This window comes from Enterococcus sp. S86.2, assembly GCF_059834485.2.
The window spans coordinates 1,230,117-1,249,617 of the sequence record NZ_CM206813.1 but is presented as its reverse complement, the minus strand read 5'-3'; the positions used below and the strand labels follow the sequence as shown (position 1 = coordinate 1,249,617).

Genomic DNA, 19,501 nt, shown 5'->3' with positions numbered 1-19,501 from the left:
ACCAATTCATACCTTTATTTTTTTAGATCTTCACGTACTAATGGTTGACTCATGCAACGAGGGCCACCACGACCGCGTGATAATTCTCCTGAATGGATTTCTAACACTTTAATACCATAGCTACGTAGAATTTCGTTTGATACATAGTTACGATTATACGTTACTACTACAGCTGGTGCAATTGCTAAGGTATTTGAACCGTCATTCCATTGTTCACGAGGTGCAACGATTGCATCGCCATCACCGGTTGGAATTAATACCAAATCATCTAAATGTAATAAATCTTTTAATGTACCGTGTAAGTCATTTGTTTGTGTGATTGTGATATCGTCGCCATTTGGTTCTAAAATGAAGCAATCGATTTTACCATCAGCATCTTGAATAGCTGGATGAATCGTAAATTTATCGTAATCTACCATTGTAAATACAGTATCCAAATGCATCATTGCACGGTTGTTCGGAATTTTAATTGCTAGAACTTTTTCAAAACCAGCATGTTTAGCAAACATATTGCGCGCTAATTTTTCCAAAGTTTTCGCATTTGTCCGTTGTGAAATACCAACTGCTAATACTTCATGGCTAAGAACTAATTCGTCCCCACCTTCAATATGGCCTTCAGCTTCACGGTCTAACCAAACATCAACTTTGCCTGCAAAACGTGGATGATGATTTAAAATATATTCTGTAAATAATGATTCACGACGGCGTGCTTCAAAAGTCATCTTGTTAACAGTCATGCCGTTACCAATTGATGCAGAAGGGTCACGAGTGAAGTATAGGTTAGGCATTGGATCCATGTAAAATGGATATTCATCGTCAGCAGATAAATCTAGTAATGAACGAGATTTAACATCGATTTCTTTTGTACGTACTCCAGCCATGATTTTATCAACCATGTCTTGTGTTTCCATACTAAGCAGATATTCGAACAATCCTTGACGGACAGCTGCTGAATCAATATGAGATTCATCTAAGATGCGGTTTAAGAATTCTTCTTTCACATTACCAGCATCAATAGCTTCTGTTGATAATTTTTCTAAATACAGAGTTTCTGCACCATTGTCTTGTAAAACTTTGGCGAACTCGTCATGCTCTGCTTGGGCATTTGGCAAATATGGAATATCGTCAAATAATAAACGATCCATAATGTCTGGAGTTAAGTTTTCAACTTCTGCGCCAGGTCTTTTCAATAGAACAGTGTTTAGTTTTCCGATTTCGGAAAACACGTGAATTGGTTTGTCCATTTTTTATTGCCTCCTCGTTATTGATTACATTAATAGATTAACCCTTAAAAGAAAGGGCTTTCAAATTTATCTAACATTATAAAGGAGAAATATTTCACATTATATTAGATGTTATTTATATTTACCCGATTAATGAATGAAACAATCATAACAGAAGATATATTTATTCATTTTGAACGAAAAAAAAATATTTATTCATTTGGATTTTTTTTTTGCATATAGAATATTCTCTTTATTTTAAAGGTCTAAATAATTTGAAAACGCATACTTTTCAGTGTTTTTTGTATATTTCCGGTATGCAAAACCTTGTTTTATTCATTTTTGCCATTTTCACTCAATAAAAATCCGACTTACATTCTCATATTATTTTTTTGCTGAAATCTGCCGTCTGCACCTTATTTTTCCCTTTACAAACCAAAGGAAAAAGGCAACAATATAAACTAGAGAAAAAAAGTGTAAAAAAGGAGTTAGCCAGTTATGTATGCCGATAAGGTAGACTATCAATTTTCCCGTTTAAGATACCAAGCAGATTTTGAACACCTTACTGATGACGAATTCCAACTTTTAAAGGCCAATGTTTTATTACGTTCTTATAAAAAAGGACAAGTACTCTTTGACGAAGGGGATGCAAGAGACCGACTGTATTATGTCGTTGCTGGTTTGGTACGAATTGAACGCTATGATGAAAGTGCAACTTACTACTATTATGATTACGTAACCAATTACAGTGTTTTTCCTTTGGGAGGCGTTTTCGAAGCAGAAGTTTACACCCATAGTGCTCAAGCCATGACTGACATTGAAACCTTCTATTTTCCTACCCAAATTTATGAGCAAATTTGCCAAAAGAACAACCAGCAGTTACTTTACCTTATAAAAAAGCAAAATAAAATTATCGAAAGCCATCAATTACGCCTACAAACGGGCTTAACTTCAAATGCTCACGATCGTGTAACCCAAAATCTCTACATATTAAAACGGGAGTTAGGACAACCAGAATCCAAAACCAAAGTCACGATTCCATTTCCAATTACTTTAAAAGAATTAGCTGTTAATAGTGGTACTACCCGTGAAACAGCAGGTCAAGTCATTAAAAAGCTAAAAGAAAAAGGTTTAATTGATTATGAAAAAAAAATATTCACTTTTTATGAAGATGTAATCAAATAGCCTAGTCAAATTATAAAAACGGATGATTTAGCCTATGCCAAATCATCCGTTTTTATATTTGTAAATGTAAGCCAGAAAGAAGCCACTTAAAAAGTTTGACTTCATTTCCCCCAAAAATCCATCAAGAATCTTAAATGTTTTAGTTCTAGCTTACATCAATAAGTGTACCGTAATTTTAATTTTCTTTTTTTCAAATTAATTACGGATTAAAAACTCCTTTTGAAAAAAATCAGGCTAATTCCAAACCCGGTTTAGCATTTAGAAAATAGTTGCCAAAATGTTGTTTTGCTAATTCTACATGAGCGGCAGCACCAATCATTGCAGCATTATCTCCACATAAACGCAACGGCGGTACAATTAATTCAACACCTGGAGCTTCTTTGGGCAATACTTCACCTAAACGTTCTCGCAGCCCCTGATTGGCTGCAACGCCACCAGCAACAACTAATTGTTTAACTGGCCAATTTTGACAAGCACGGATTGTTTTTGCAGTTAGAACATCCACGACGCTGGCTTGAAAACTTGCAGCTAGATCTTCTTTTGCTAACACTTCACCTTTTTGATCTGCATTGTGCACTAAATTAATAAAGGCACTTTTTAAACCGCTAAAACTAAAATCATAATTATCCTCATGGATCATTGCGCGAGGAAAATGAAACGTATCTTTCCCCAGATGAGCAAGCTGATCTAGTTCTTTACCGCTAGGGTAACTTAAACCTAAGACGCGTCCTACTTTATCGTAGGCTTCACCACAAGCGTCATCTCGGGTTTCACCAATAATTTCATAAGAGCCGTCTTCAGCCATGTAAACTAACTCCGTATGCCCACCGCTAACAAGTAAAGCCATTAAAGGAAATTCTAATGGTTTTACTAACCGTGCTGCATAAATATGTCCTGCCATATGATTTACAGGAATTAACGGTAATTGGTGCGCCCAGGCAAACGCCTTGGCCGCTGCGATTCCAATTAAAAGCGAGCCGACTAAACCAGGACCATACGTTACCGCCACAGCAGTTAAATCTTTTGGTGTAACTTGTGCTTCACTTAACGCATCTTGTAAACAAAGCGTAATTTGCTCCACATGATGACGACTTGCAACTTCTGGCACAACGCCACCAAAACGTTGGTGACTTTTAATTTGGGAAGCAACAATATTACTTAATATTTCATGACCGTCTTTAATCACTGCAACACTTGTTTCATCACAGCTACTTTCAACGGCCAAAATTAATTCAGAACTCATTTGTTTGAATTGGCCCCACTTTCTTTAACATAATTAAGGCATCTTCCCGTGGATTTTGATAATAATCTGCCCGTCGACTAATGACCTTATAACCATGCGCTAAATAGAGATTTTTGGCAGAAAAATTTCTTACCCGTACCTCTAAAAAAAATTGGTTTACTGACGGAATTTTATCCACTAACTTCATTAAAAGACCGCCGTAACCTTTATTTTGTGTTGCAGGATGAACGGCCACGTTGGCAATTTCAACTTCATCAATAATTTTTTGATAAGCTAAAAAAGCTACTATTTGTCCTTTTTCTTCTATAATAAAATAATTGGTTGCAGCATTTTTTAAATCAGCGAGATATTGCTCTTTTTTCCAAGGACTTCCTGTTTGATAGGCAGCCTCTGCAATGTTATACAATGAATCTGCCAGTTCCGTCAAGTTGTAGTCCTTTTTTTCTTTAATCTTAAAATCAGTCAATGTATTTCACCATATCCAATGCATCTTCATTTGTTTGATCATAATAGGCGGTTTTAATTGCGTGTGAAACATATCCTAATTTGCGGTATAGGCGTTGCGCATCGCGATTACTTAACCGAACTTCCAAAGACATGGTCAAACAACCATTTTTTTTAGCAAACTGTTCCAACTCTTGTAATAAAAATGTGCCAATGCCACTTCCTTGAAAATCTGGATCAACGGCAATATTGGTGATATGGGCATCATTGCCAATAATACGGCATCCGCCAAAAGCTAAAATAGCTTCAGCTTCCACACATAAATACAAATGTGGTAGCGGTGAAATTAATTCTGACAAAAATGCTGATTTAGTCCAAGGTAACTTGCCATGGTAAACATTTCTTTCCACTGCTAAAAGCGCTTTGATGTCGTCATTTGTCACTTCGCGAACAAACCAGGCTGCATGTCCTGGATAAGTCCTTTTTGGATAGCCTGCACTTTTAAAAGGTGGTTTTGGAAAAAGAGCTTTAAATTTTTTCAACATAATTTTCGTCACCTGACCAATCTTTGTGGGCAGCCAGCCATTTTTCTTCTGCTTCGACACGTTTTAAATATAGCGGTGAAAAAGTGTCAATATTGGTCACTGGTGCTTTTTTGGCACCCAATTCTGCTAAAACTGCCCCACTGGGAAGTTGCCAATGGGAAATTTTATTTATTTTTGCAGTGGGTAAACTTTCACTTATCTCCGCTGCAAACTTTGCCACATCTTCTCCGACAAATAAAATGTCATGTTCATTTTTCAACTGTACTAGTAAATCTGCTAGTGCCATATGGCGATCTGCTTGAATCATTTGCAATTCATCTGCAACCCATTGATAAAGACCAGTGTATACATTGTTTCTTCTTGCATCAAATAATGGGACAATAACGCCTGCATAATTACGGCAATTGGCGGCAATTAAAGCCAAACTAGAAACACCAACCAACTCACAATGTAGTGTATCTGCTAGTGTTTTTGCTGTTGTGACACCAATTCTAAGCCCCGTGTAAGATCCAGGTCCCTGGGCAACTACGATGCGCTCAATTTCTTGTGGAGTTAATGCAACTTTTTCCATTAGCTCAGCAATAGCGGGCATTAACGTCACACTATGATTTTTATTAACATTTGTTGTAATTTCGCCTAAGACGATGTTTTCAGCCATCACGCTGACTGTTAAGGTTTTATTTGATGTATCAAAAGCCAATATCTTCACGGTGCTATCCTCTCCTTTAACTCTAGTGTATTTTACCACAAATTTAAAAAAGTTAAATAAACCTGCGTAGAGCCAATAAAAAATGCTACCGTCAGATATAAAACAACTGCGGTAACATCTTTCAACTAGTTTGTTTGTAATGTTGACTCTCTTAAAATCAGTTTCGTGCCAATTGTAATCTTGCGTGGCACGGGTGCTTCATCTTTTTCAATTTGTACCATCGTTTCTAAAGCTAATTCTCCCATCCACTCTGTCGGTACTTGAATGGTAGACAAAGCAGGCGTTACATATTTGGCCACGCTAACATCATTAAAACCAATAACTGAAATATCTGCCGGTACTTTTAAGCCTGCCTCGTGAATGGCTTTTAATGCCCCAACTGCCATTGCATCACTTGCGGCAAATAGTGCGCTGGGAATTTCTTTTTCAGACTGCAAAAAATTTTTAACGGCTTGATAGCCACCTTCAACTGTAAAATCCCCTGTGATTTCATACTGTGAATTTAAAAGCTTCAATTGCCGCAACCGTTCAGTAAACAAACGCAAGCGAGGGTCAGCAATTTCATTATGATAATCTTTCGTAAACTCTACACCAGCTAAAATAGCGATCTTTTCATGCCCTTCTTTGATGAAATGATCAATGACTAAATCTACTGCCTGATGAAAGTCAACAACTAAAGAATCAAACCCAGCTGACATTCCATCATAATCCACAAATAAAAGTGGTTGCTTCATTTTCTTTAGCGTTTTAATATGTTTGGCATCAAATTTTCCCAATGCGATGATCCCATCGGTTTTTGTCTCGGAAAGTTCAGATAAAGATTCTTTTACTAATTGTATGTTTAATTCTTCTGCTTTTCGTTCAATGCCTAAACGAATCGCCAAATAATACAAATCTTCCAATTCCTCTTCGTCGTTATACCACTGAACTAAGCGTAAGACTTGGTCTGCTTTTTTTTGCTTGTTTTTATATTTCGTATAATTGAGAGCTTCTGCTGCTTCAAAAATTTTCCGTTTGGTATCTTGTCCCACTGAAAGTCCAGCATCATAATTTAAGACTCGCGAAACAGTGGCCGGGGAGACGTTGGCTTTTTGGGCTATATCTTTAATTGTTGCCATGCTACACCTCCTTTAGTTTTATTTCTCGAGTTGTAAGTTAAAGATAAACAAATTTGTGCAGCTGATTTTTTAACGCTTAAAGTGTATCAGTAAAACGCAAAAAGGCTTGTTGCCCCACTTTATCACGTTTAAAAACACCAGCATCTTCCAAAACACGGGCAAAAATTTGTCCAACTTCACCATGTATGATATCCATGGCATTTGCTGGCGTAAATTCATGGGTTTGCATCATCGCTTGTGCCCAGGTTTTATGGTAGTCGGCAATATTATTAGGTTTACCTAATACATATTTTTCAACTTCTTCTAATTCAGGTAATAATCTTGGTGGTAAGACAGCTAGTCCCATTACCTCAATCAGACCAATATTTTCTTTTTTAATATGTTGCACATCTGGATGGGGATGAAAAATACCATCGGGGAATTTTTTTGAAACATTATTATCCCGCAATACTAAATCAACCTCATATAACTTTCCATTTCTTCTGGCAATGGGCGTTATCGTATGATGTGGCGTGCCATCTTCACTAAATGCTTTGACACAAACACTTTCATCTGAATAGTGTTTCCAGGCTTGTAAGATATACTCGCAAGCATTTATCATTTCAGTTTTGTCTGCTCCTTGCAACCGAAGAACTGACATCGGCCATTTTACAATTCCCGCTTTAATATTTGGAAAAACACTTAAATTAATTTCTTTTTCAAGGGGAGCTTTTGCCATCGCAAAGGTGTGCTTTCCACCTTGATAATGGTCATGGGATAAAATTGATCCTCCTACAATCGGTAAATCCGCATTTGAGCCCACAAAATAATGGGGTAAAACTTCAATGATGGTCAATAAACGTTCAAAAGTTGCCCGGCTAATTTGCATCGGGCGATGCTCTTCTGATAAGACAATGCAATGTTCATTATAATAGGCATATGGGGAATATTGAAATCCCCAACTCTCACCATTCAAGTTCATACGAATAATGCGGTGATTGGTCCGCGCTGGATAATTCAGGCGTCCTTTATAGCCTTCATTTTCCATACAAAGCATACATTTGGGATAATCGCTAGCTGTCACATTTTTCATTGTTGCAATTTCTTTAGGGTCTTTTTCTGGTTTAGAAAGATTAATTGTAATCTCTAATTTTCCATATTTCGTTTCAGCTGGAAAAACAATGTTTTTAGCAATAGCACGCGTTTTAATATAGTCATTTTCTTGACATAATTTAAAAAAGTATTCGGTTGCGGCTTCTGGTGTTTTAGCATAATGTTGGGCAAAAAAAGCATTAACAACTGAAGGCGGCGGCGTCAAAAAATCCATTAACTGCGCTTCCAAAATTTCTTTTTGGGCTAGACTATCTCCGATTACACCATTTTCTTTTGCTTTTTTTACTAATGCATCTAATAATTCTAAAGAATTTTGGGTCGCACTTTGTGGCTTAACCTCATCCAGACTATCCTCCCCAATTAAAGCAATAATCCGATTTTGTAAGTATAAGCGGTCTAATTCCATATAACCACCGGCATGAATGGCTAATGTCGCAAAATCCACCACTGTCTGGCTGATACTCATTATTTTACCTCCTAGTCTTCATAACCATGAGGATGACTAACGTGCCAATCCCAAGCTGTTTTAATAATATCTTTAATGTCGGTATACGCAGGTTGCCAGCCTAAAATTTCTTTTGCCTTGTCACTTGCAGCCACAAGTGTTGCAGGGTCCCCTTTTCTTCGGGGGGCAATTTTGGCAGGAATTTTTCTACCCGTAACTGCTCTAGCGGCTTCTAGCATTTCCTTAACGGAATAACCATTATTACTGCCAAGGTTAAAGACATTGCTTTTGTTACCTGCTTTTAAATATTCTAAAGCTAAAATGTGCGCGGCAATTAAATCTTCTACTTGAACATAATCACGAATACAAGTGCCATCTGGTGTTTTGTAATCATCACCGAAAATCTGCAAAGCCTCTCTTTGCCCTAAAGCAACTTGTAAAATAATCGGTACTAAATGGGTTTCCGGATCGTGATCTTCCCCAATTGAAGCATCTGCTTTAGCTCCGGCAACATTGAAATAACGCAAGGCAACGTATTTCATCCCGTATGCGTTGTCACACCATTTCATCATTTTTTCCATCATCAGTTTACTTTCCCCGTATGGATTTTTGGGTGCAGTTTCAGCCGTTTCTTTAATTGGTACAACTTTTGGTTCGCCATAAGTTGCCGCAGTAGAAGAAAAGACAATATTTTTTACATCATTTGCTTGCATCACTTCTAATAAAATTTGCATTCCGTAAACATTATTATTAAAATATTTCAATGGCTTTTCTACTGATTCGCCAACTAAAGAACTAGCCGCAAAGTGAATGACACCTTCAATTTTCTCTTTTTGAAAAACACTTTCTAAAAAGTCTTTATCCCGCACATCCCCTTCATAAAAACGCGCATCTTTATGAATTGCTTGTTTGTGCCCAGTTAATAAATTGTCCACAACCACCACGTCGTATCCTTTGGTAATTAATTGATCCACTGCGTGAGAGCCGATATAACCAGCTCCGCCTAATACTAAAATTGACATTTTAAAGCCTCCATTTTTTATTTTAATTTGCGGGCACCATCATCAATACTTGCTTTGTAAATATCTGTAGCATACCCAATCTTCTCTTTGTAGGCAGCTTTTACATTTTCAGTAAAATGCTCAAATTCACTTTCTTTAACAAGTGCAATCGCACAGCCACCAAAACCTGCTCCAGTCATGCGCGCCCCTAATACACCTGATTGCGCTTGGGCTGTAGCTACTAGAGTATCCAACTCAATACCTGTCACTTCATAATCATACTGCAAAGACGCATGAGATGCATTTAATAATTTACCAAAAGTTGCTAAATCACCGTTAACTAATGCCATCTTGGCTTTTTTAGTCCGTTCATTTTCAGTAACTGCATGTTTTGCTCGTTTAATAAGAACCTCATCCCCAATTAAATCCGTATTATTGAAAAATTCTGCTTCTGATAATTCACCTAATGATCTAATCGGTAATTTTGTTTGGAGGCGACTCAATGCTTCTTCACATTCACTTCGGCGTTCATTGTATTTCGAGTCAGCTAATTCACGTCGTTTATTCGTATTCATAATCGCCACAACGTATTCGCCAAATTCCGCTGGAACCAATTCATATTCAAGTGTATTTGTATCCAGCAAAATGGCATGATCCATTTTTCCCATACCAATGGCAAATTGATCCATGATACCTGAATTGACACCAATAAATTTATTTTCTACGCGTTTACCTGTTTGGACTAATTCGATCATTTTGACATCAAGGTCAAATAAATCTTGTAAGATTACCCCTGTCAAAAGCTCAATCGATGCTGAAGATGAAAGACCTGCTCCATTTGGAATAGTACCATAAAAAAGAATTTCCATGCCACTTTCAATTTGAAAGCCATCACTTTTTAAAAAGCGCATCATCCCTTTTGGATAGTTAGTCCAATCGTGTTCTTTACGAAAATCCAAATCATCAATTGAAAATTCGATAATTCCTTTTTCCGGGAAGTTTTCCGAATAAAGACGGACTTTTTTATCCTCACGTTTTCGTGCTAACCCATAAGTACCGATTGTAATTGAAGCTGGAAAAACATAACCGCCATTGTAATCTGTATGTTCGCCAATTAAATTAATTCGGCCTGGAGCAAAATATTCACCGGTTGATTTATTACCAAATTTCGCATTAAAAAGTTCTTGTAAGTCTTTTGTCATCAAAAAACACCTCATCATTTTTTGTTTAGTAAATTTATTATAATTTATTTACTAAATATTTTCAATGATTATTTATTTACGAACTTAATGCCAGTCACTAACTAAAAAAAGCGTTTAGCTTTTATTTTTAGTGGACTTGTTACATAATATAATAAAAGTATGAACGGAGTGATTGGGATGAAAAAATTTGTATCAGGTGTCTTAGTCGGTACTTTGGCTACCGTTGCAGCAGCAGGTGCTTTTGTAGCAACTGTCAAAAAACAAGTAATCGATCCTATCGATGAAAAAGAAGCGATGATTGAAGAAAACCGAAAAAAAGCAATGCGTAAACGCGTTGCCCGCTAATAAAAAAATCACACCAGTTGATGGTGTGATTTTTTTAATGTATCTCTAAGGACTGCTTATCTTAGTAGTCTTTTTTCTCTTAATCTATTTACTGATAAATAAAAATTATGTTTTGCGGTTTAAATATTCTGCTAACACGACCGCTTGATTATGCACTTCATCTTTAGCGCCATATAACAACGTTACTTTTTCTTTTCGCTGAACAATTGTCGTAAGTTGGGCAAGTGCAGACTTAGCCGGCTCAGTTTGCAACTCCGCGATATACTTTTCTTTAAAGACCGGAAAGTTTTCTGGCTTGTGGCCAAACCATTTTCGCAATTCTGTTGAAGGAGCAATTTCTTTTAACCATTCATCCAAGTGTGCATCCACTTTTTTAATGCCCCGCGGCCAGACTCGGTCAACTAAAACGCGAAAGCCATCTTTTTTTTCGTAGTCGGCATAAATTCTTTTTGTCGTAATCATGATTAATCCCTCCTTTCTTTAGTTTAGCACTTCTTGGTAAAACCACCCAATAAAAAAAATACTGGACTAAAAGCCAGAAGTGACCTTTGTTCCAGTATCAAAAATTTAACTGTTTTTCTTTTTAACTTTACCTTCCCAGCTTTGGTATCCACCTTTTAATAAGTAAATATCTGTATAGCCGGCTTTACGCAATTTGTTGGCAGCTCGTACTGCAATTGCTCGTTTTTGATCATAAATGTAAACTGGTTGATCTTTACGAATACTACCAATTGAATTTTTCAAAACAGAGTAGGGAATATTGCGGGCACCTAATACATGTCCGGCATCAAACTCATCTTTTTCCCGAACATCAATGACTTGTGCTTTACGCATACCTTCTCGAAAAGTCTCTTGATCAATTGTTGTAGCAGATTTTTTAGCCATAATTCGAAGATACAATTCATTAATTCCGATTCCTAATAAAATTGCAATTAAAACAATATCAATAATAATAATTGGAGACATCTTTTGCTTTCCTTCCTATTTCACGAAATCTAATGCTAATGAAGCTGCGCCAATAACGCCTGCTTCGTTGCCTAGTTGTGCTAATTTAATACTGGTACTTTCAGTTACTTGTGGGAAAGTAAATTCAGCAAAGTACTTTTCAACGCGACTACGTAAAAATTCCCCTGCTGCTGAAACTCCACCACCTAAAACAATTGCAGATGGATTTAAGGTGTTGCCTAAATTACCACATGCTAAGCCTAAATAAAAGCAGACCTTGTCAACGACCATTAAAGCAAAGGCGTCACCTGTCTGGGCATAATCAAAAACATCTTTAGATGAAATATCATACCCTTCATCTAGTTGCGCTTTTAATTTCGAATCCCCTGCGTACTCTTCAGCTAAATGACGAGCTACCCGTACAACACCAGTAGCAGAAGAAACAGTTTCTAAACAACCCTTTTTACCACAAGTACATTGGAAACCTGCTGGATCAACTGTGACATGGCCGATTTCACCGGCACAACCTGCAACACCGTGTAATAAATGACCTTCAGCGATAATACCACCACCAACACCGGTACCAAGGGTGATAAAGATAACGTCTGGGTTATTCTCCCCAGCACCTAACCAACGTTCGCCCAAAGCTGCAACATTGGCATCATTGTCAATGGCAAAAGGAATTTTAGTTCCTGCTTCAATTTGTTCTTTAACAGGTTGCAAGGTCGTCCAATTTAAATTGTAAGCCCCAATTACTGTTCCTGCATTACGATCAACACTACCTGGTGTTCCCATTCCAATTCCAACAAAATCTGCTGGTTTCATGTTGTATAAGGCTAAATGATGGTTAATGGATTCCACGATTTCTGGTACGATATGACTACCTTCATCCAATATGTTGGTTTCAATACTCCATTTTTGTTGAATTTCTCCTGCGGTAGTTAAAATTGCGAATTTTACTGTAGTCCCGCCTAAATCAATTCCGATAATTTTTTTGTCCATGTACAATTATCCTTTCTGCCGACTTTCTTCAATGCGATGCTCTCGTTTTAATATGCGCCAGCAAGTTAGATACGTATCGTGATCGATTAAACGACCATCGTATAAATTTTTTAATTCAATTAACATTAATTCGATATCATAAATGCGCTTGCCTACATAAATATAAATACCAAAACGTTTAAATAATTGCTGAACATCGTAAAGAGTTTCCATTTTACACACTTCCTCGCATATTATACAGGCAATCCATATTTTTTTAAACCATATAAAAGACAAATCACGAAAAGAAATACAAAAACAACACCGCAAATAACTCTTGTATGAATTGAAAAACGACCGTGATTTTGTGGTAGCGCTACGACATTACCTAACAATAGCCCACCGATAACACCGCCGATATGTCCCCAGATATCAATCGATTGATCAAAAATACCAAATAATAAACTAAGACCAACAAAAAGGGCAAATTGTCTGACCATGCCTTGCACAGCCGGATTATTGCGGAAATAATATCCTAATAACAAAAAGGCCCCGAAGACACCAAAAATTGAAGTGCTACTACCAGCTGAACGGATGCCTGCGTTATTAAATGCAAAACTGACTGCATTTCCCATCACGCCACTTAATAAATACAAGACAAAAAAACGCCAATGACCATAGATGGCTTCAACTTGCTGCCCAATAAAATATAATACAATTGAATTAACAGCAAAATGGGTCAGTGAAAAGTGGATAAATATCGGTGTTATAAAGCGCCAGTATTGGTGAAGATAGGCGACAAAAGGTCCAAACATCACACCACGAGCTTCAATTTGTAGACTGGGAATAAACATAAGCAAATAAACGACTGTTTGAATTGCTAAAAAGCTGTACGTAACAACCGGCCGATTAAGCCAGCGTTTTAATGTCATTTTCCATTCGTTATTCATAAACAACCTCACTTCTATAATCCGTAATTATTTTTTTTACCGGAAGATCAAATTTCTCAGGCTGCCAATCCTCAACAATCTGCTCATTAAAAACCAAACTAACCGTCTGTCCTTTATAATCCATTAAAAAGCGATCGTAATACCCACCACCAAAACCAATGCGATAACCGCGACTTGAAAAAACGATGCCAGGAACTATTAATAAATCAATTTCATCTTTTGCTACTGTATCAGTTACTAGTGGTTCTTGTACACCAAAATTAGAAACGTGATAGCTTGTATCTTCAACAACCGGATGAAAAGTCAATAAACGATTTTGTAAAGCTTTGGGGGCAACCATTTGTTTACCTTCTTGAAAAGCTCGTTGAAAAATTGGCTGCGTATCTAATTCTATGTCCGTTGCACGGATAGCGGCAATACAATTTGCCTCTTGCCATAGACGACTGGCAAATAACAATTGCAAAATAATGGTTTCTTTTTCTTGTTTTTTACCTTTATGAAGAGCTAATTCTTGCAACTTAGCAATTCCTTTTTGGCGTAACTCTTTTTTATCCAAATCCATCGCTCCTTATTCAGGATATTTTCCAAGTGAGATCTCGCGATACGTCATCTTAACAGACTAATTAAGACTCTAATTGCATGGTATCGAAAAAATAAAAAAATAGCAAACGGCTGGAAAATACCAAAATGCCTGCATTTTCATTTTAAGTAAAAACAAGACAAGTAGTAAGTAAAAACAAACCTTACTCCTTGCCTAATTCTAGTAATTCTAAAGAGAGTAGCAATTCATTACCGATAGTCTTATACCTTGGGCTTTTGCACCAATAAAATCAAGAAATAAGGTGCACCACAAATGGCAATCATTACGCCTGCAGGTAATTCACCACCAGTTAAAAGTAATCTGCCTAAGGTGTCAGCGGCTAAAACAATTACAGAACCAATCAATAAGGTTAATGGAAAACGTTGTTGCGCTCGCCCTTTTACTAAGGTCTTCGCAATATGAGGTGCCAAGAGTCCAACAAAAGCTAAGTTTCCGCAAAATGCTACGCAACTGGCTGCTATCGCCGCCCCTAAAAATAAAAAACGAAGGCGAACGCTGCGAACTTTTACACCTATGCTGAAAGCCTGCTCATCGTTTAACTGCAATAAGTCTAAATAAGGCAACTGTCTGAATGTGACCCCAAGTAAAAGGATAAGCCAGCTGAGTAAAATAAAAACATAACTCCAGTTTGCCCCCCATAACGAGCCTGCAAGCCAATTTGTTACAAAACGATAGCGATCTGGTGCCACTTTAATCGTGCCCAATAAAGTCAAAGCGCCAAAACCAGCGTTCACAGCAATCCCTGCCAATAATAATTTATCCAAAGTTAAAAACGGACCTTTTTGATAGGCAATCCCATATACTGCAAAGACCGCAATCAAACCACCTGCTAATGCTAATAGCGGCAGCAAAAAGCCACTCCCTTGAGCAAAAAAACCAAGATAAATCAGTACAAAAAAACCGGCACCACTATTAATTCCCAGTAAAGATGCATCTGCTAAATCGTTACGGGTCACACCTTGCAATAAATATCCCGCTGCGCCCAGACCAGCACCACCTAAAACAGCTAAAATAGTTCGCGGTAGCCGCAACTCAAAAACTGTTAATTGCAATGCATTACTAGCCTTTCCTCTGATCAATAGTAAAATATCATTCAAAGTTAAAATTTGACGTCCAAGTATAACGCTCAGCCAAAGTAAAATAAGGAGTAAACCAAGGACAATGCCATACACATATTTTTTTTTCACGCTCGACTCCTCCAAATCTTTAGGAGTAAAAATGGAACCCCGACAATTGTAATCAAAAGTCCCAAAGGTGTTTCAAATGGCGGATTTAAAAGGCGGGCTAATAAATCCGCTAGCACTACAAACAGCCCCCCGCCAACCAAAACTAATGGCAATAAACGGCGATAATTATCTCCTGTAAAATAGCGCAAGACATGAGGGACCATCAGTCCGATAAAACTGATGGGGCCAACAAGTGCTACCGCAATTCCAGCCAAAATAACGACAAATAGTAAAGTAAAAAAACGAATACGCCCCGGTTTTTTTCCTAAAGCTAATGCATTGTCATCCCCTAAAAGTAATAAATTAATGCCCCCGGCAAGAAACAAAATGCCTGTTACTGCAATTAAGTAAAGCAGCCAAACTTGTTTTAATTGCTCCCAAGTAATATTGGCGACTCCACCAACAAACCAAAAGGCAATATCTTGTTGCAAATCAAACAAAAGCGACAATGCCTGACTAAGTGCGGTAAAAAGACTGCTAATCGCCACCCCGGCCAACACAAGACGCGTTGGTGTCAAGGTGGTAACAGAACGGCGGCTGACCAAAAAAATTAAAAAGGCGGCTAAAAAAGCACCCGCAAAAGAAAACCAAATTGTTTGATTAATTGAAGCCTTGGGCCACAAAATAAAAACAAGCGCCAAGCCTAACGAAGCACCGCTGTTAATTCCTAATAAACCAGCATCAGCTAGTGGATTTCTAGTCACCCCTTGCATAACTGCTCCACTTAAAGCAAATGCACTTCCCACAAAAAAAGCACCGATAATGCGAGGTAAACGTAAATTCACGATTATTTGTTGGGCTTGATTGTTTTTATCAAAGTGAAAAAAAGCACTTATAATTTCACGAATAGAAATATCAGCAGCTCCATTTGTTAATGATAAAAATAGAACTAAAAAAGCCGCGATTATTAAAAATCCCCAGACCAAAACAAAACGACTAATCTTCATCTTCTGTCTCCTGCAATTCATAATTCATTAAAAGCGGTTTTTCCGTTTTGATATCTACTGTTAATTCCGCCTTAATGGCAAATAATTGCGCCAAAATTTCAGTGGTCATGACGTTTTGTGGTGTCCCATTAGCTATAATTTGACCTTGTTTTAAACCAATTAGGATATCAGAAAAACGGGAAGCCAAATTTAAATCGTGGATCGACATGACAATCGTTTTTTGATACTTTTGATTGATTTTTTGAAGTAGTTGTAAAATTTCCAACTGATGAGCTGGATCTAAAAAAGTTGTTGGTTCATCCAAAATCAAAATATCTGTATCTTGTGCTAATGCCATTGCCAACCAAACACGTTGCCGCTGTCCACCCGAGAGAGCTTGTAATGAACGTTGGGCTAGATTTTCAAGACCGGTTGCAGAAAGTGCCCAATTAATTGCCTCTTGATCTTTTTGATCCAATTGTCGCAGTCCCTTTTGATAGGGAAAACGTCCGTAAGAAACTAATTCTCTAACTGTCAACTCAAGATTTTGTTCCGTGTTTTGTGCAAGTAAAGCGATCTGCTGTGCCACTTCTTTTGTCGGTAACGTTTTGATACTGACACCATTTAGATTTACTACCCCTTTTTGTGGCTGCATAATTCGCGCCAATGTTTTTAATAGTGTCGACTTGCCACTGCCATTTGGTCCAATTAACCCAATTATTTTTCCTACTGGTAATTGGAGCGACAACGATTCAATAATAATTTGTTTTTGATAACCAACAGTTATCTCTTTTGCTTCCAAGGTAGTCATTGTAATTCTCTACTTTCATTGATAATGATTATCAATTATCGCTTTAATTTTTCAATTCGTCAATAGTAGGAAAATTGATTTCATCGCATTTGTCATAAAAATAAAATTGACAAAAAAGAGAAATATGCTAGTATCTTTAATTGATAATCATTCTCATTTAAAGAAATAAATACCTGAATTTGCTTTACAAGAAAGGAAGTCATTCATGAAGAAGTATCAAAAAATTACCACCGGTTTAGTATTATTAGCTAGTCTTTTATTATTTGCAGGTTGTGGGACGGAAAATAAAGAGTCCACTCAAAAAGAAAGTCGGACACTGACCGATCAATTGGATCATAAAGTTGAAATTCCCAATAATCCCAAGCGAATTATTGGCAGTTATTTAGAAGATTACCTAGTAGCATTAGGAGAAAAACCAGTTGCCCAATGGACTGTTGGGGGTGGATCTCGTCAAGATTATTTGCGTAAGGATCTAAAAGATGTTCCTTTAATTAATTATGACTTACCTTATGAAGATGTTTTATCCTATGAACCTGATTTATTATTAATTGAATCAAACGGTTTAGTCGAAGGGGGAAAATACGATAAATACGCCAAAATTGCTCCAACCTATGTTGTTAAAAACGGCGAAAAAGTTACTTGGCAAGCTAAATTAACTGACGTTGCCAATGTCTTGAACAAACAAAAAGAAGGCAAAAAAATCATTACGGACTATGAAAAATTAGTAGCTGAAACTAAAAAAGATTATGCCAAAAAAATAGAAGGTAAATCTGTCGCTGTTTTGTGGGTAACCAATAACTCTGCTTTTATGGTTGCTGACACACGTTCCAGCGGTGATCTGTTGTATCAACAATTAGGCTTTAAAGTTCCGAATCTAACCAAAGAAATCAGCGAAAAAGCAACTTCAGATTGGTCGGCGGTTTCACTAGAAAAATTAGCCCAAATTGATTGTGACTATTTAATTCTTGTTAATAGTGACAAAAAAGCGGCAATGTTCAAAGATCCTTTATGGCAAAATATTCCCGCAGTAAAAAATGGGAATTTATGGGAATTCGGCCCTGAAAAAAGCTGGTTGTATAATGGCCCCATCGCGTATCAAAAGATGATTGAAGATGTCAAAGCAAAACTAAAATAAATAAAAATGGCACCTGCTATAGCTGTTGTATCGCCTAAAAAATTAGCTTTTTACGCTAATTTTGGGGAAATTACTACAGTAGCAGATGCCATTTTTTATGCTTTTATGTTATCACAAAAATCAAAAAGCACTTTTCCGTTTTTGCCTGATTGCTCAAAGTCTGCAATTGCTTGTTTGAATTGTATCAATGAATAAAATGCTGAAGGTCGTGGTAAATGCCAAAGTCCACTTTTCAAGTAGTAAAAAATTTCTGTAAAAGTCTGCTGCCATTTGGCATTTGTGATACGGTCTAGCCAATGACGCAAATGAAAAATTTCTACCGAAATATCCAACTGGGTAGTCAAAAACTGCCAATCAACCTGCTCTCCTGACAACAATCCTATTGTACGAAACTTTCCTCCTGCTGTTACACACTCAGCCAAAATATTGCCTTGTTGACCACCAATAGAGTCCACTGCAGCCTGAACCCCTTTTTTATTGGTTATTTTTGTGACGGTAGCTTTTATATCCTCTTTAGCTGAATTCACAACAAAAAACAAGCCAAGTTTTTCTAGCTCTTTTCGCGCCTTCTCATTTCGTACTACGCCAATCAATTTAAATCCTAGTATTTTTGCAAGTTGGATAAACGATTTACCAATCGAAGAATTTGCAGCGTTGATGATTAAGAAATCATCTTTTTTTAACTTAAATTCCTCCACACACAACACCCAGGCCGTAACCGGATTGATATAAGCCTGACTGGCAGTAATGGAATCAATTTCTTCAGGAACCATGACCGCATAATCCGCCTGTGTCACTACAAATTTCTGCCAAGTTCCCTCTCCTCGTAAAGGTAAGACTCGTTTATTTAACAAGTGCTTATCTGACTCATTGTGCACACGTCGGACAAGTCCCACACCTTCATAGCCAATAAGGCTGGGTAAAGGGGTTCGGTGGGCATAGGCACCAGTTATTGGGATTAGATCAGATGGATTGATTGGTGCATACAACATCTCAACTAAAATTTCCCCTTCATTCAAACTTGTAAGCTGCTTATCTTTCATTTGAATAACTCTAGCTGGTTGACCAAATGAATCAAAATAAAGTTGTTGATTATTCATAAATCCTTTTTTCCGCCTTTGTCTGTAATTTTACTAGTTCTAACGAAGTGAAGCCTCTTTTTTATTTCAGATAGGTGCGAAGACATTCATCTATTCTAAACTCCTGTTTACGGCTAAAAGGTAATCGAGAAGTAGCTTTTGTCTCAAATTTTCACCTATAAAAAGACAGTTTAAAAAGCTGTCATTTTACTTCATTAAAAAATAGACTCCCTTAAGAATAACATGTTGCTGCCTAACATTTTTGTTCGTTGAACTGAATTTAATAGGTTTGCTC

22 protein-coding genes are annotated in these 19,501 nt (G+C 37.1%); 3 read left to right on the top strand and 19 right to left on the bottom strand.

The annotated features are described in order from the left end of the window. Positions 1-14: 14 nt before the first annotated feature. Entirely contained in the window at positions 15-1,244 is a 1,230-nt protein-coding gene (gene arcA, locus AC6R0T_RS05850; protein ID WP_206905730.1) for an arginine deiminase, read from the bottom strand. Between the two features lie 477 nt (positions 1,245-1,721). On the opposite strand from arcA, the gene AC6R0T_RS05845 reads away from it, so the two are divergent. After that, positions 1,722-2,408: a Crp/Fnr family transcriptional regulator gene (locus AC6R0T_RS05845; protein ID WP_206905728.1), complete on the top strand. Its 687-nt coding sequence runs from the start codon at positions 1,722-1,724 to the stop codon at positions 2,406-2,408. Between the two features lie 229 nt (positions 2,409-2,637). Here the strand turns inward: AC6R0T_RS05845 and tsaD are convergent, their stop codons facing one another. The 8 genes from tsaD to AC6R0T_RS05805 form a co-directional block, all read right to left on the bottom strand. Further along, positions 2,638-3,651: a tRNA (adenosine(37)-N6)-threonylcarbamoyltransferase complex transferase subunit TsaD gene (gene tsaD / locus AC6R0T_RS05840; protein WP_206905727.1), complete on the bottom strand. Its 1,014-nt coding sequence runs from the start codon at positions 3,649-3,651 to the stop codon at positions 2,638-2,640. Further along, positions 3,641-4,117 (bottom strand): ribosomal protein S18-alanine N-acetyltransferase, encoded by a 477-nt coding sequence (gene rimI, locus AC6R0T_RS05835; protein WP_303753444.1) that lies wholly within the window; start codon positions 4,115-4,117, stop codon positions 3,641-3,643. The genes tsaD and rimI (AC6R0T_RS05835) overlap by 11 nt, the downstream gene beginning before the upstream one ends. Further along, positions 4,110-4,640: a ribosomal protein S18-alanine N-acetyltransferase gene (gene rimI / locus AC6R0T_RS05830; RefSeq protein WP_303753445.1), complete on the bottom strand. Its 531-nt coding sequence runs from the start codon at positions 4,638-4,640 to the stop codon at positions 4,110-4,112. Before rimI (AC6R0T_RS05830) ends, rimI (AC6R0T_RS05835) begins: the two co-directional genes overlap by 8 nt. Then, on the bottom strand, positions 4,624-5,349 hold the full coding sequence (gene tsaB / locus AC6R0T_RS05825) for a tRNA (adenosine(37)-N6)-threonylcarbamoyltransferase complex dimerization subunit type 1 TsaB (protein WP_282461280.1): 726 nt from the start codon (positions 5,347-5,349) through the stop codon (positions 4,624-4,626). Before tsaB ends, rimI (AC6R0T_RS05830) begins: the two co-directional genes overlap by 17 nt. A 125-nt stretch (positions 5,350-5,474) precedes the next feature. Further along, a complete protein-coding gene (locus AC6R0T_RS05820) occupies positions 5,475-6,467 on the bottom strand; it encodes a LacI family DNA-binding transcriptional regulator (protein ID WP_303753446.1) in 993 nt (330 codons plus the stop codon). A 76-nt stretch (positions 6,468-6,543) separates the two neighbouring features. Beyond that, complete coding sequence (gene galT, locus AC6R0T_RS05815; RefSeq protein WP_303753447.1) at positions 6,544-8,025, bottom strand: UDP-glucose--hexose-1-phosphate uridylyltransferase; 1,482 nt, start codon at positions 8,023-8,025, stop codon at positions 6,544-6,546. An 11-nt stretch (positions 8,026-8,036) separates the two neighbouring features. Beyond that, positions 8,037-9,026 (bottom strand): UDP-glucose 4-epimerase GalE, encoded by a 990-nt coding sequence (galE, locus tag AC6R0T_RS05810; protein WP_206905703.1) that lies wholly within the window; start codon positions 9,024-9,026, stop codon positions 8,037-8,039. A 17-nt stretch (positions 9,027-9,043) separates the two neighbouring features. Then, positions 9,044-10,207, bottom strand: coding sequence for a galactokinase (locus AC6R0T_RS05805; protein ID WP_303753448.1), 1,164 nt, complete (start codon positions 10,205-10,207; stop codon positions 9,044-9,046). A gap of 177 nt (positions 10,208-10,384) precedes the next feature. Here AC6R0T_RS05805 and AC6R0T_RS05800 point away from each other — a divergent pair, with 177 nt between their 5' ends. Further along, on the top strand, positions 10,385-10,552 hold the full coding sequence (locus AC6R0T_RS05800) for a DUF3042 family protein (RefSeq protein WP_206905701.1): 168 nt from the start codon (positions 10,385-10,387) through the stop codon (positions 10,550-10,552). 105 nt (positions 10,553-10,657) lie between these two features. On the opposite strand, the gene AC6R0T_RS05795 is transcribed toward AC6R0T_RS05800, so the two are convergent. From AC6R0T_RS05795 to AC6R0T_RS05755, 9 genes are all read right to left on the bottom strand, one after another. Then, positions 10,658-11,014 (bottom strand): DUF488 domain-containing protein, encoded by a 357-nt coding sequence (locus tag AC6R0T_RS05795; RefSeq protein ID WP_206905700.1) that lies wholly within the window; start codon positions 11,012-11,014, stop codon positions 10,658-10,660. Between the two features lie 105 nt (positions 11,015-11,119). Beyond that, positions 11,120-11,518 carry a rhodanese-like domain-containing protein gene (locus AC6R0T_RS05790; protein ID WP_206905699.1) on the bottom strand — a complete coding sequence of 133 codons (399 nt, stop codon included), beginning with the start codon at positions 11,516-11,518 and terminating at the stop codon, positions 11,120-11,122. A 15-nt stretch (positions 11,519-11,533) separates the two neighbouring features. Next, positions 11,534-12,499, bottom strand: coding sequence for an ROK family glucokinase (locus AC6R0T_RS05785; protein WP_206905698.1), 966 nt, complete (start codon positions 12,497-12,499; stop codon positions 11,534-11,536). A 6-nt stretch (positions 12,500-12,505) separates the two neighbouring features. Beyond that, complete coding sequence (locus AC6R0T_RS05780; protein WP_173102792.1) at positions 12,506-12,712, bottom strand: YqgQ family protein; 207 nt, start codon at positions 12,710-12,712, stop codon at positions 12,506-12,508. A gap of 20 nt (positions 12,713-12,732) precedes the next feature. Further along, positions 12,733-13,428 (bottom strand): rhomboid family intramembrane serine protease, encoded by a 696-nt coding sequence (locus tag AC6R0T_RS05775; protein ID WP_206905686.1) that lies wholly within the window; start codon positions 13,426-13,428, stop codon positions 12,733-12,735. Next, positions 13,421-13,984: a 5-formyltetrahydrofolate cyclo-ligase gene (locus AC6R0T_RS05770; protein ID WP_206905684.1), complete on the bottom strand. Its 564-nt coding sequence runs from the start codon at positions 13,982-13,984 to the stop codon at positions 13,421-13,423. Before AC6R0T_RS05770 ends, AC6R0T_RS05775 begins: the two co-directional genes overlap by 8 nt. A gap of 245 nt (positions 13,985-14,229) precedes the next feature. Continuing rightward, positions 14,230-15,216, bottom strand: coding sequence for a FecCD family ABC transporter permease (locus AC6R0T_RS05765; protein ID WP_303753449.1), 987 nt, complete (start codon positions 15,214-15,216; stop codon positions 14,230-14,232). After that, positions 15,213-16,202 carry a FecCD family ABC transporter permease gene (locus AC6R0T_RS05760; protein WP_206905679.1) on the bottom strand — a complete coding sequence of 330 codons (990 nt, stop codon included), beginning with the start codon at positions 16,200-16,202 and terminating at the stop codon, positions 15,213-15,215. Before AC6R0T_RS05760 ends, AC6R0T_RS05765 begins: the two co-directional genes overlap by 4 nt. Further along, the gene (locus AC6R0T_RS05755; RefSeq protein ID WP_230708575.1) at positions 16,192-16,992 is read right to left on the bottom strand and encodes an ABC transporter ATP-binding protein; all 801 of its coding nucleotides are present in this window, start codon (positions 16,990-16,992) and stop codon (positions 16,192-16,194) included. The genes AC6R0T_RS05760 and AC6R0T_RS05755 overlap by 11 nt, the downstream gene beginning before the upstream one ends. 205 nt (positions 16,993-17,197) lie before the next feature. Between AC6R0T_RS05755 and AC6R0T_RS05750 the strand changes: the two genes are divergently transcribed. Beyond that, the gene (locus tag AC6R0T_RS05750) at positions 17,198-18,127 is read left to right on the top strand and encodes an ABC transporter substrate-binding protein (protein WP_230708577.1); all 930 of its coding nucleotides are present in this window, start codon (positions 17,198-17,200) and stop codon (positions 18,125-18,127) included. Positions 18,128-18,222: 95 nt separating this feature from the next. Here the strand turns inward: AC6R0T_RS05750 and AC6R0T_RS05745 are convergent, their stop codons facing one another. Next, complete coding sequence (locus AC6R0T_RS05745) at positions 18,223-19,227, bottom strand: zinc-dependent alcohol dehydrogenase family protein (protein WP_303753450.1); 1,005 nt, start codon at positions 19,225-19,227, stop codon at positions 18,223-18,225. Positions 19,228-19,501: the final 274 nt, after the last annotated feature.